Here is a 13124-nt window from a genome sequence, read left to right on the forward strand (position 1 = left end):
GCTAGCCTACGTGATTACCCTGTTTCACGCAAAGAGCTGACCAGACTCAGATTGCGCTGGACTGTAGCAAAAAGTAGGCAAACATTCACACTAATATGCATAAAAAAGGGGTGAAATTGTCACTTAAGTGGGATTAATAGTCTTTTTGTATTAGAAAAATTGTCTCTTATTAAGTAATTCAACGTTTATTTGATAATGTTGGACATCTCAAATTACGTAACAACGCGCCAATGTTGATTGCGCTGCTTCTAAACAATGCTGTTTTTTTGAGCAGATCGGATGCATGATAGGCTTACCTATAAAGTTAGCCTGTGTGATATAAAACTATGCGTCTGTCACGTTTATTGCGTGTAATTTTTGTTTTTGTTTTTGTTTTTCTTGGCGCCTGCCGTCCTGAGCCGACTCTTTTGTATTGCTCCAGCTCCATAACAGCGGATTCGAAGGCCGTTGATGATCAGTGTGAGTGGGCATTTAGTTCCGATGATGGCGTGCTAGAGCTTTCGGGTTTGATTAAGGAGTTGGGTCAGTCAAGTAATGTGGTTGAGCTCAAAAAATTGGTTGACTCACTTGAAGGATCTCCTTTGCTAGCCAATGCATTGCTAGAGTCCTCCGGTTATTTTAATCGTGAAGAAGATCTCGAAATGACCATAGATTACCTGTCTAAGAGCGCCGACTTATTTGCTCGAGATGGCGACCATTCAAGACAAGCCAACGCTTATCATCGCTTGTATTTGATTGATTGGCGTAGATCAAACTACCAAGGTGCGTTGGCTTGGGCCTCTAAAGCTAGGCGTGCGTCCGTTAGTGGCAATGATCTAAATGCCGAAATTGAGGCATTGAATGCGTTCTTTAACGTCTTTGAAGAAGTGGGGAGCTTAGGACCAGCTCAACAAGCGTTATCGCTTATCTCTGAAAAAATGAGTGAAGGTGTTTCGCTCAGGCACTCGATCAATGCTTCCATCGCTCAAGGCAGGTTGCACGTGAGTCGGAAAGAGTATGCCTTAGGAGAACATAACTTTCAGAAAGCGTTATCGTTGGCGAAGAACTCAAAAAATCGTTCTGCGTTACGGGGGCTTCACCTAAATATTGTGAGCGCGAATACCTTTTTGGGGCAATTTAGAAAGGCTGAAAAGCATCTTGAGATTGCTTGGTCTTACGCCAATGAGGATGGCTCTGCTAAATACGCACTGCTGTTTTATCAAGCTCTTCTAGAACATAAAATGGGTCGTCATGATTCTGCGTTATTGACCATGGAGAATGCGTTATCGCAGCCCGACCTACCTGATGTTTGGGCTTGGGAAATGCACTTATGGGCGGGTAACGCGGCTCATAGTTTGGGCCGTGTTGATGATGCATTGGTCCAATACAAGCGATCAATTGCGTCGTCCAAGAGCCTCAGAATGTCGATGGGCTTGAACCAGTTAAAAGCGCACATGATGGCCAGAAAGAGAGAGGCTCATGAAGCCCTCTTTATCGAGTTATATGATAACGAGCAATATAGCGATGCGTTTGAAATTGCTGAAGAAACTAAAGCCAGTGCTTTTCTAGATTCGTACGTCAAATCAGGAGAGTTGTCTACCATTAATTCAGAACAGCTTCCTTTGGATAAAACGATATCTGAACGAGTCGACGTCCTTGAAGAGTACCTAGGATTAATGAACGACTCGCCGATATCAACGGACAATGATCGTGATAACTTTGATTTAGATAACGTGCTTCTAACGTTATCTGAGGTAGAACTCTTGAGTTACTTTATCGCTCAGCAAAGGGTATTCCTGTTCTTAGTAAGTGATGGCGTTATTAAACCGATTGAACTCGAAACCTCAAGAGTAGAATTAGAAAGTTTAATCTTTATGGTGGAGTCGGACCCTAATAATCACCAGTATTTGTCTCAATTGGGTCGCTTATTATTACCGTCCGATATTGCCTTAAAGGGTGGGCATTATTATGTATCGAGTGATTCACTCCTTAACCGCATTTCTTTCTTAAGTTTACGAGCCAAAGATCGTTATCTTGGTGATGAAAATACAATCACGTTGGTTCCTGGGGCTTCCGCATTGACGCATATGATTTTAAATCGTGCCCAGGCGCCCGATGCCACAGGCGTGAATTTGTTGGGAGACGCGGATGGTAGCTTACCTGCAGCGAATATCGAGCTGAGCCTTGTTGGTGATATTTTCAATTCTGAACCACTGGTTAATTCTCAAGCAAATGTTAGGTCTCTATTCTCAAATATTCGCCCGGAAATTTTGCATATTGCGACGCATTCTGGCGTCAATCATCTGGGCCCTTGGCTTGCGATGGCCGACTCTCGTGTGTCTGGCGTCGAACTCATTGCGAAAGGGATCAAACCTAAAATAGCCGTATTGGCGAGTTGTGCTTCTGGTTCAGGGCAAGGGAAGTATCTTTGGGGCTCTCTAGGTGGGGCTTTATTGAGTAATGGCGCGGATACGGTTTTAGTTACCCTTAGGTCTGTTGAAGATAGTTTAACCAAACAAATTGTTTTAGATTTTTATCGATATTATGTGGCCGGTGAAACGGCGGCAGAATCGCTGCGACTTGCGCAAAATCAGGCTCAAAAACGAGGGGTGTCCGTAAGTGACTGGTCGGCTTACACACTTTTGGGATTGCACGATACCGTGCTCTCAGATAAATACACGGCCGTTAGAGGTTTGGACAGGTAACCTGTAGACAGAAGGTATGCCGAGTTATAGATCACCTTGCCCATAAGCAAAACCTTCGTTGTCGGTGGTCTGACGTTGTTAAACGCTTGAGAAGCGTTTACCTAACCACGGTTGCTTTGCTTAATGTCATTTCGGCCTTGGACTTTAATAAGTCTGCCGTATCTGCGCTCAGTCGGCCCGAGAGCGATGTGCCTGGTTTTGCATCAGTGTCGTTGGCAGAATGGGGCTGCACTATCATAACCTGGTACTCGCCTACGGCATTCATTGGGTAACTTGTCTCGACCTTGTTTCGACCGAATGCACACTCTTTTTGCCTGCTTGAATCACATGAGTAGACCAACTTTCCATTACGATAGATCCTTAATTCTGATTCAGTTTTAGGGTCAATAATTGCCGACACCGAAAGCACGTCACCTGGCTTTACAAAATCGCCTCGATACTGTTGATCGCTCGGTATTATCGATACCGAAAGTACCGAGGTATTGTTTGAACTCTGGTGCTGTAGCGCCGGACTGTAGAGGTTAAATGTGATTATCCCCGCGACTAATACACTGGCGGCGATGGCCATTTTTTCACTGACGCGTCTGAAAAGCTTTTTACTTTTTGATTTGGCTATATTCTGTAGAACGGAGTCTTGCCAGTGTTCGGATGGGTTAAGTTGGCTTTGTTCTTGAATTAGAGAAATCAATCGTAGGTATTTTTGTTTCGCACTAACGCAATCGGCACAGTCTTCGAAGTGAGAGTCTAGTGGCTGCCCGTTTTCGATCAAGTTGATTGCTTCTTTTTCAAATCGATTGCAGTTAACCTGAGAGTGATTGCTTGAGTTACTCATAAAGTGACACCGTTTTCCTCGACACACCGTTTAAGTGTCGGTAGAGCACGTGTGACTCTGGCCTGAATGGTGCCGGGCTTTTGCTGTAAAATTTTTGCTGCGTCTTCATACGAGTGGTCAGACTGAAAGCGTAATAGCATCGCTTGCTTTACGTCGTTTGAAAGCTTATCAAGGCAGTCCCTGATAATCTTTGCGGCAAGCATGTCAGAGGTTTCTTCAGTTTCAGCGCCTGAGGATTCCGGTACCTCGTCAACGAATTCAAGATAATTACTCATACGCTTCCTGCTCTTAATCAAATCTAGGCAACGATTGCGTGCGATGGTGTATAGCCAAGTTCGAATCTGGGATTCACCCTTGAATGTTGAGAAATTTTTGTGGGCTTGTATGAACACGTTTTGCAGCATATCTTGTGCGTCAGACTCGTTCTTTACCAAGGAGTCGCAAAACCGCAAAATGTCCGTTCCGTAAGCGTTCATTAAAATTTTAAGCGCAGTTTCGTGAGCTGCGTTGTTAATCGCGAGCAGAGCTTTTTGCTCGGCTTGTTCGTTATACGCCATGGACGGAAAGCTTTGGTAGGATTAGACCAAAATTCTAGCATAATTAGCGTGGCCATTTTACTAAAGCAATTGTTAGTCGTGTTCTTCATAGTTAGGTAGACGACGGGAATGACGATTTCTTTACAACAAAAGTAAAAAATGTAGTGAATTATATAAATGCGTCGTCTGATTACTTGAGACGCCGCTAGCTTGGCTTGGAGGGCCTATTAGCGCGTCTTTGCAATTTCCACGTTTTAATATAGGGTTGGATCTGCGACAGCTGGGTCGCTCCTATATTTACTAACCATATTTGAGGATGAATCATGAAGAAAATTGGAATTTTAGTACTTTTATCCACGTTATTTGCTTGTTCGCACGCTGAAACAATGATCGACAGGAAGCCCAAGTTAAAACAAAATAAACAGGAAGTAAAAGGAGAACAGGGGATTAGGTTCAGCAAGTTTGAGGGCCGACCCGTACTGGTTATAGATGATTTAGGTCGAACAGAAATCGTAAAATCTAAGCTAGGAGCGCATAAAGCGATTGTTATTGTTACACGCCAGAAGAAAGTAAAGTTAGATAGGAAGTATAAAAAGGCTCAATGGGGTTCATCAGGGAGCTCGAGTAACTCTTTAGTATCAAACCAGGAAGAGGATGACGTGGCATTAGTTCGCGTATCGTCCGGCAGTGGAAGTAATACCTTTTTAATATGTGGCCAAATTCAAAACCCCTGTGAGGTTACCGAGCCGGGGATTGGAAGTCGCCACGAAGGGTGCGGAGGAACCTTTGATGTCGGTTCTGGTGAGGAGCCTTTGGAGGACGTATTTGCCGCCAATCAACCTGAGATAGAACAGACCTGCAAATCGGCGATAGGCAATACACAGCCAGGCGGAAACTCTATTTAGAACAACTTACTAAGCTATTACCACTGACCTTTGTGAGAAGGTGAAAACAAACTAATTTAGACGCTGCTCAATTGAGCGGCGTTTTTTTTAATAAAAATGTTAAAAATCGTGTCGTGATAGTGCGGTGTTCGTCGTCAAACAGGTATGAGAACAAAACAAAGGTGGTTAGCACTGACTGCGGCTACCGTAATTTTAGTTGGATGCAAGATGTCAGATAACACAACAGTAAAGTATGACCCCAACCTTCTGCAACTCACGGAGTCGAAGGCAGAAGATACTACGATAAGTCTAATTTTAGGCCTATCTGAGGTGGTTGATGAGAAGCAAATAGAGGAGCTGAAAGAGTCCGGATTGCAAGTCAGGTCAGTGATTGGGGATATTGTAACCGGGCAAAGTCAAATCAAGCATCTCAGTAAAATTGCAGCTTTAGAGTATGTCCTCAAGGTTGAGGCTAGCCGAGAAATGGACATCGATTCACTCGATAACATCCTAGAGTGAGCGGTTAGCGCACAGGGATGTGTCGTGCTCTTTTGCAAAGGATTTGGGTTGGGTAGGGAAACAGTATTAATCAACCAATTAGTTTAGGAGAAAACTATGAGAAAAATCGATCCACAATTAGAGTTCCTCATGGAAAACGAGGTCGAAGACACGTTGGGGTTCGCTGATGAGACGGAACTTAACAGGTTTGGAATAGAAGCCACAAGATCTAAAACGAGAGGCAAGAAGCCTAAAGTTGAGGTGAATGTATTAGTTCAATATACAGGCGAACCAGAAGAATTAGAAAAAGCAGGACTGATTATCGGAACCATCGCGGGTGACGTGGTGACAGGCAAAATCGATCTCAATAAACTTGAGAAACTGTCTAAAATGGCGGATCTGGAAAGGATAGAGTCTTCACGATCAATGCACCCAGAACTTGACCTGTCTGTTCGGGATATTCGAGCAAATTTAGTGCATGCTGGACCACCAGGAAGGAAAGGCGCAGGCGTTATTGTCGGCATTGTTGATACGGGTTGCGACTTCACTCATGGCTCGTTTCGAAACAGTGATGGGTCAACACGTATTTTGTCTATATGGGATCAAGGCCTCAGTAAGGCGCGGGGTGAGAATTCGCCAACTGGTTTCAATTACGGTGTTGAGTATTCAAAATCGAACATCGATGCCGCTTTACGAACGGCTAATCCGTTTAACAGTGTACGCCATCAGGACCTAGGTGAACATGGAACTCATGTTGCCGGTATTGCGGCCGGTGATGGTTCTGACTCTGGTCGAGGTGTGCCGGCTAACTCGTTTGTTGGCGTTGCGCCAGAAGCTGACATTATTGTGGTGGCCAATCGATCCAACGGAGGCGAGGGGTTAGGCACATCTTCAAACACCCTGGATGCGGTAAATTATATTTTCCGGAAAGCGGCGGAGCTAGATAAAGCGGCCGTTGTTAACATGAGCCTGGGTGATAATTTGGGGCCACACGATGGAACCTCTTTGCTTGAGCGTGGCTTAGATAATTTACTGGGTCGTCAGGGAAGGTGTTTCGTTAAATCCGCAGGCAACGCAGGTGCCGCACGCATCCATGCTCAAGGGAATGTAGTAACGGGGCGTACCGAGAATGTACGATTTAATCAGCCTTCCGGCGACGTTTGGTCTAATCAAATTGATATGTGGTACGAAGGTGCTGATCGATTCAGAATTTCAATCATAGATCCATCCGGGAATGAAGTTGGTCCCGTGAATGTTGGTAACGTAGGAAATCTTACGTTTGCCGGTGGTAATAGAGTGCGTATAGACCACAGAGACAATGATGCGTTTAATGGAGATAAGCGTGTATTCATGACTTTCAGCCGAGGTACGGCGTCCAGTATTGCGGCCGGAAACTGGCAGATCAAGATTCGAAGCTTGAATTCGCGATCTGGAGGTCGGTTTGATGCTTGGATACAACGAGGTCGAATCGTGCCGTCGTTTCTGTCGCCATATCAAAATCGCTCAATGACGATTTCGACTCCCGGAAATGCTCGTGAGGTGATCACCGCTGCCAATTACAGTGTGAGTGGGTTTGGAGCAGGCTCCCTTGCTTCAAGTTCCAGTCGCGGGCCGACTCGAGATGGTCGAGCGGCACCTACATTGGCAGCGCCTGGGACTGACATAATGTCTGCAAACGCCGGATCAAACGGAGACCCATATCAGTCCATGTCCGGTACTTCAATGGCGGCGCCTCACGTCACAGGAACCATTGCTCTCATGTTACAGAAAAACCCCGATCGGACGCAGGCGCAAATTAAGAGGTGTCTGGAGACGTCGGCGCGCGAAGACGCAAATACCGGTCCAGTGCCAAACACCGCCTGGGGAGCGGGCAAGTTAGATGCCAACGAAGCGGTAAATTGTACTCCTGCGGTTATTGGACCAATTAGGCCCATTAGAACGGTACCCGCGAGTGGCTGTTTTCGAATCAGTGTGCCGCGCGTAGCCTGTGGTACACGATCAGTCGTAACAGCTTGCCTTCCTCCAACGGTTATTACCAGACTGTGCCCACCTAAGAGCAGGGTTACGCTTTGTCCTACCAAGAGCGTTGTCACAATTTGCCCTACAAAAAGCGTGACTACGATATGCCCGACTAAGAGTCGAGTTACGTTGTGCCCCACGCGCACGATAGTAGGGCCAGCTTGCCCCACTCGCAGTGTGGTTGGACCGGCGTGCCCAACGCAATCCATCGTTACTCCTAATTGTCCTGGAGGGGGACCAAGAGAGTCACTTGTTCGGTGCCCCAGCGTGGTTGATGGATGTCCAAGTACGCCAGGAGGATGCCACACGGACCCTGGCGGTTTCAGGCGTACAGTCATAGATCCAGGTCGTTTTCGTCCTTTCAATGGTCGATTTGTTGGACAAGAGATGTCGTCATCTCATGAAAATGCCGACGGTCTGACAGAGGCCGATATTAGCGCTCTCGAAATGGAAAGTTACGATGATTATGACTATGAGGTTGAATCGGGCCATTACGAGGACCTTAACGATCAACTATTTGCCGAAATCGAAGAATCGCAATCATCAGTACCTGAAAAAGGGTATTTCGATTATGACGATTCTTGGTTCGACGAATAGTGTGGGGGGACTGTTTTGATTAATCACAGCAACAGGGAGCCGTTGTCGGCAAATTGCGTAATCAGAGCAGCATTGTCGGCCGAGTTAATCTCGGCCGATGATGTGATTAATCGCGGGGTCGACGTGGAGCAAGTCGGTCGAAGTCATTCTGTGTTTAAGCTGTCTTTAGCGGGAGAGCCTCTTGCTTTCATTAAAAGCTTTGGTGAAACCAGAGGTGAAACCGATGGAAACATCGCTAGGGAACGAGCAATTATTGAACTTGCTCGTTCTCGTCAACCGGTTAAGGAGCTTGTCGCAGCCGAGCAAAAATGGAAGCCAAATGGCATGGAATTGGCAACCAAACCGGTTATAGGCAAGTCGGCATGGGAGGTGGATAAGCCTGGTGGAGGATCATTGTCTGTAGAGCAGGCTTGGACTGAGTTGTGCGCAGGTGTATTAACGCGTCTCTCAAATTTTCATCGGGCAACGCGTGATATAGCCGAGAATAACGGCAAGGATTACCCAGCCTTGGCCAATCAAGTACCGTGGGCGCTGAAGCTATTTAATGGTGACACACCAAAGGAGCTATGGCAGACACCAACAATAAGTTCTTTATTATCTGATGCAAGCCAAACGCCTGCCTTGGTAGGTGGTATTCGGTGCGCTCGTCGTCTTTGGAGGCCGATGTGTGTGATACACGCTGATTTGAAGCACGACAATATCGTATTGAATGACACTAAAGCAATTATTATTGACTGGGAGATGGCCAGAGTGGGAGATCCTGCATGGGATCTGGCGGGGCTGTGCAGTCGCTTTTTGCTCATAGCCTCTCATGGCAATGGCTGGAGTGATTTAGAGCATCGTTGTATTGCCTTACTCGTAAGCATCTACGCAAGCCAAAGCGGATTAGACAGGGTGATCCTCACTCGAAGGGTACTGCAATATATAGGAGCATGGACTTTTATGGCTGCAATTCAGCACCAATCAACGTTGAACTCGAATGAATTGTCCAAATCAAGTGCATCAATGCTTCAGAAGTCGATAGCGACATTCCAGCAGGCTCAAGTTATAGAAGAACACATCCTCAGACACATTGATCTTGGGAAAACGTAAATGTATGTACCCGACCAAGGAATTGTCGGCTAGGAGATTAGAATATGAATTTTTCAGACCTTATGAACGTCCAGCAGCTTCTCATCAAACACCGAGAGCATGGACACAATAACGAAGAGATTGAAAACAGTCTTTACTTAAACTGGTTTCATGGCGGAATGAAAGAGGTTTTGGATTACCCGCTGGCTTCTGACTATAAGGCATCTCTTTGTCAATCCGTTAACTACGAGGGAGGCTGGGTTGTTCGCCGAACCCGCATTGCCGGATTGTCAGCTTCTGTAGAAGTCACCAAAGAGGGCAGGTCTAGATTTATCTCCGCGCCTCTTGTGGTCCCTGAAAACGCAAATACATTGAGTTTTGAAGTTGGTGATCGCGTTTTGGTAAACCCGTTCGAAGCGGAAGAAATACACGGCTTTTGGCATGTGTTTTCACCGATGTGGATAGCTAACGGGTTGCCGGAAGAACGTCAGAGAATCTATTTTAACGTCAAGCGTGGGATGGAAAGAGAATTTGTTCATACAGTTTGTTCTCTCTCGAGTAGGTCGGACTGCTGGTCATTTAAAATACTGTGTGGACGAGCCGAAGGGCCAAGGCATGATGTTGCTGTCGCGTATTTTCCAATGAGCTTGGATATTCAGCATGGCTGGTTTGGCGATTTATTGAAGGCTATTGCTCATCTAGTGGATGGTGAAGGGCCGCCCGTAACCAAAAAGTTGATCTCAGGAGTGTATTGGGCACCTGACTTGTCTAGTTCGCATAGCTTTGGCCAAGTTTTGTGTCAACGACTGATGCTGCTAGGCAAGCAAAATGATGTTTTAGAAGACACGGAGTTATGGATTGAAAAATCACAGCAAGCGCTTTTGGACGTCATTGAGGGGGAAACATAATGAGTCATTCACACAGCTGCTTATGTGGGCGAACGCTAGCCCAGCAAGGAGGCAGAGACGCTTTCGGATTGAGTAAGTTTAATAGTGCTGATCTCCATAAAATGCCAGACTACAATGCCGCGCTGACTATTGCGGACGCGTTGGTTAACGACGCCATTTGGAGCCATGATCAATGTACTTTTATTGGTGCGGTAGCACCTGATGAGCTGGGTCTTCCTGAGAAGTACTGTAGCTTTCAAGGAGACGTTTATGAGGGCGCTTCAGGCATTGCAAGGCTTTTGATTTTGGCCAACAAACTATGCCCGAAGGAGATTTACCGCAAGACTATTTGCGGCGCATTGCGCTTTGCAGTAAACAACCATGAGGGTTTCTCTCTGTATTCTGGATCGATGGGCGTTGGCTTAGTTGCTCTGGAAACGGGATACACAGAGTTTCAAAAAACAGGCCTAGATCTTGTGAACGCATCATTGGATGATGCAATTCGATCATTGGATATTGCGCCTGCTGATCTGCTTTCCGGAGTGGCTGGCGTGATCTACGGTGTTTCGCAGTTGTGTAAGGTACAGCCTGATGACTCTCTATTGAACAAAGCAACAATCCTCGCAGACTATCTGGTCGATTCTGGAAGATTAGAGTGCGTTGCCGGCGTACCCCATCACAGTTGGGCGTTGTATCCTGGTAGTGACGAATACCTGTGTGGATTAGCGCACGGTGCTTCCGGGGTCGCGTTGGCGTTAGAAGCGCTTGCGAAACATACTCAAAAGGGAACGCAAAAGAGAACTCGATGGTTAGATACGGCAAAAGCGGCGAGAAACTTCGAACGACGTTGGTATTCGGCTGAACACGGGAGTTGGGCGGACCTACGCCGTGACGCCTTAGATGATAATAATCCAGCGAGTGCGTCTTATCCTCATATGTGGTGTCATGGATCAGTAGGGGTTGCCGCAGAGAGACTTGAGGCAGATTCATCTGATCTCCTCGCGAGAGCAGACAAAATAGCGGCGATGGAAGGCGTCTTGTCTCACGTACAGAGTTTGACATTGCGCCCCAGAGGGGCGGCTGGAGGAGATGATATAAATGGATCTCAGTGCCATGGCATCGCCAGTTTTACTGATCTGTTGATCGATGCTTGGTCACACACTCAACATCCTGACTTACTCGAGCTTGTTAGGGAGGCCACGCACATAGTCAAAGATGACGCACGCGCAGGCGAGGGGTTGCGAAGTGGCGTCATTAATGGGCCGTCAACACCAGGATTGATGATGGGGGATGCTGGGATTGCATGGGCAATGTTTAGATCCTCTTTTCCTGAGACGGTTCCAAGCTGTTGGAAAATTGGAGGATTGTTGGGTGCGACACGACTAGAGGCGTCTGAGGCCTCAGATCATGCGATAGTGAGGTGAATGATCATGCCCTATGATGTGGATTTTATACCCAGCTATCGAATCAGAATGCCTCTTATGTCTGAGGAACTCATGTCTGTTAGCTACGGTGCCGGAGCGACTATTGATCATGAAAAATTTTCAATCTATTTTCATCAAGGGCGTCACTTAGCAATTATGAGCGCGTATAACGTCGACGGTTCAACGATGATTCCCGCGGGTACTATCGAGCGCAAGAGTTTTGTGTATGATCCCTCATTACCAAGCAGGATCCAGATTGATAACGATGAAGGCTATCGAAATAACCCGTGGGATCGAGGGCATCTGGCTCGCCGTCGTGCCCTACAATGGGGAGATCTTGCCTCGGCCGAGAAGGCCGACAGAGAATCATCCTATTGGTCTAACATCGCTCCTCAACATGAAGGCCTACATGACAGTGCTTGGGGCCGCATCGAAGACTGGTTGTTAGATTTGGTGGGTACCAATCAGAAACGGATGAGTGTGTTTGTTGGTCCGGTTTTTACGCCGCACGACCCTCAAATAGTCAATATAGTCGGGCAGAAGCCCGTAAGAATTCCGGCTGGCTACTGGAAAGTAGCGGCACTCAATGTCAATGGTCGACTGCGCGCCGCCGCCTTTATTACTTGGCAACGAGATCACGCTTCAGCCAACCCTGTTGAGTTTGACCCAGTCTTAGAGCAGGTTAGATTGACGACAGTTGAGTACCTAACGGGTCTGTCGTTTTCAGATTTAACGCTCTCTGATCCTTTACGTTTTGGTGATAATGAACACGCACCTGAATCTGAACTGGCCGAATCGAGCTCGACATCAAGTCGTCCAAATCATGGAACTAGGGTCATCAGTAGACGCGAAGATTTACGTCTTTAGCGCCACGAAAGGGCTCTTTCTCTAGTTCTTGACAAAATGAGTTAGGCTTCGGCAGAAGGCGTCATTTTTGAATGAATATCAGGCCCAGAAAACAGATTGGCGAGCAAGGTGATCGATAACCAATACAATGCAAGAACAATAATGCTCGATGCACTGAAGGGTACTAAAAATTTATTCGCTGCGATCACCGAGTCTGAAATAACGAACAAGTTTGTGGCGATAATAAAGCCGAGCCCTTTGGCATTTTTTAGACTCAGGCCCAGCCTAAAGCTTTGCCAGCACATCACGATTATGCAACAGAAGTAGACGGCCACGGGTAACGCTAATGATCCTAGTTTGGGAAATAAAATCGAATAGTAAGTGAGCGCGATTGCTAATAAAACCAGCAGAGGTAAAAGATACAGCTTCTTATTCGAAAGCTTATAGAACACGTAGGCAAAGAGTACATGGGCAATTAGAAACGATCCTAAACCGAGAGCGAAATACTCATCATTAAGCAAGAACACATCACCGGCCAAACAGAATAGTAACGCAACTAATATTTTCTTTCTAAAATGTGAGAAATTTGATGGCAGTCCGTCGGTGAATAACAATGGCAGTAAAAAGATCAAAATGGTCGTCAGTGGCTTAAGTACCCAGAACCAACGAAGGTCATCGGCGTAGCTAGCGGAAATGGCGGCGATTGCACACACGGCAATCGCGATGTTAAGTAAATTTTTTTGCATTCTAAATAGTGTCTACGCGCACTTCGCTCTGGGTACTAAATCGATATGAAGACTAATCCAGTATTTTGATATACGCAAACTCAGATAATGAGAAAGTAGT

General features: G+C 46.4%; 11 protein-coding genes. 8 read left to right on the forward strand and 3 right to left on the reverse strand.

Annotation, left to right across the window (positions count from 1 at the left end; all coding sequences use genetic code 11):
• The first annotated feature begins 326 nt into the window (after window positions 1–326).
• Window positions 327–2684 (forward strand): CHAT domain-containing protein, encoded by a 2358-nt coding sequence (locus ABWW54_RS10655; RefSeq protein ID WP_353412235.1) that lies wholly within the window; start codon window positions 327–329, stop codon window positions 2682–2684.
• A 97-nt stretch (window positions 2685–2781) separates the two neighbouring features.
• Here the strand turns inward: ABWW54_RS10655 and ABWW54_RS10660 are convergent, their stop codons facing one another.
• Both ABWW54_RS10660 and ABWW54_RS10665 read right to left on the reverse strand, forming a co-directional pair.
• A complete protein-coding gene (locus ABWW54_RS10660) occupies window positions 2782–3516 on the reverse strand; it encodes a hypothetical protein (protein WP_353412236.1) in 735 nt (244 codons plus the stop codon).
• Window positions 3513–4073, reverse strand: a complete 561-nt coding sequence (locus ABWW54_RS10665) for an RNA polymerase sigma factor (RefSeq protein WP_353412237.1) — start codon at window positions 4071–4073, stop codon at window positions 3513–3515. Before ABWW54_RS10665 ends, ABWW54_RS10660 begins: the two co-directional genes overlap by 4 nt.
• Window positions 4074–4375: 302 nt before the next feature.
• Here ABWW54_RS10665 and ABWW54_RS10670 point away from each other — a divergent pair, with 302 nt between their 5' ends.
• From ABWW54_RS10670 to ABWW54_RS10700, 7 genes are all read left to right on the forward strand, one after another.
• A complete protein-coding gene (locus ABWW54_RS10670) occupies window positions 4376–4957 on the forward strand; it encodes a hypothetical protein (protein WP_353412238.1) in 582 nt (193 codons plus the stop codon).
• Window positions 4958–5164: 207 nt separating this feature from the next.
• A complete protein-coding gene (locus ABWW54_RS10675) occupies window positions 5165–5455 on the forward strand; it encodes a hypothetical protein (RefSeq protein WP_353412239.1) in 291 nt (96 codons plus the stop codon).
• Window positions 5456–5551: 96 nt separating this feature from the next.
• Window positions 5552–8050, forward strand: a complete 2499-nt coding sequence (locus tag ABWW54_RS10680) for a S8 family peptidase (RefSeq protein ID WP_353412240.1) — start codon at window positions 5552–5554, stop codon at window positions 8048–8050.
• A gap of 15 nt (window positions 8051–8065) precedes the next feature.
• On the forward strand, window positions 8066–9142 hold the full coding sequence (locus ABWW54_RS10685; protein ID WP_353412241.1) for a phosphotransferase: 1077 nt from the start codon (window positions 8066–8068) through the stop codon (window positions 9140–9142).
• 44 nt (window positions 9143–9186) lie between these two features.
• On the forward strand, window positions 9187–10029 hold the full coding sequence (locus tag ABWW54_RS10690; protein ID WP_353412242.1) for a hypothetical protein: 843 nt from the start codon (window positions 9187–9189) through the stop codon (window positions 10027–10029).
• A complete protein-coding gene (locus ABWW54_RS10695; RefSeq protein ID WP_353412243.1) occupies window positions 10029–11432 on the forward strand; it encodes a lanthionine synthetase LanC family protein in 1404 nt (467 codons plus the stop codon). Before ABWW54_RS10690 ends, ABWW54_RS10695 begins: the two co-directional genes overlap by 1 nt.
• Window positions 11433–12299: a DNA/RNA non-specific endonuclease gene (locus tag ABWW54_RS10700; RefSeq protein ID WP_353412244.1), complete on the forward strand. Its 867-nt coding sequence runs from the start codon at window positions 11433–11435 to the stop codon at window positions 12297–12299.
• A gap of 41 nt (window positions 12300–12340) precedes the next feature.
• Here ABWW54_RS10700 and ABWW54_RS10705 read toward each other — a convergent pair whose 3' ends face one another.
• Window positions 12341–13024, reverse strand: a complete 684-nt coding sequence (locus ABWW54_RS10705; protein WP_353412245.1) for a lysoplasmalogenase — start codon at window positions 13022–13024, stop codon at window positions 12341–12343.
• Window positions 13025–13124 lie beyond the last annotated feature (100 nt).

Source organism: Arenicella sp. 4NH20-0111, from assembly GCF_040366405.1.
In the GTDB taxonomy this organism is placed as follows: Bacteria; Pseudomonadota; Gammaproteobacteria; order Arenicellales; family Arenicellaceae; genus Arenicella.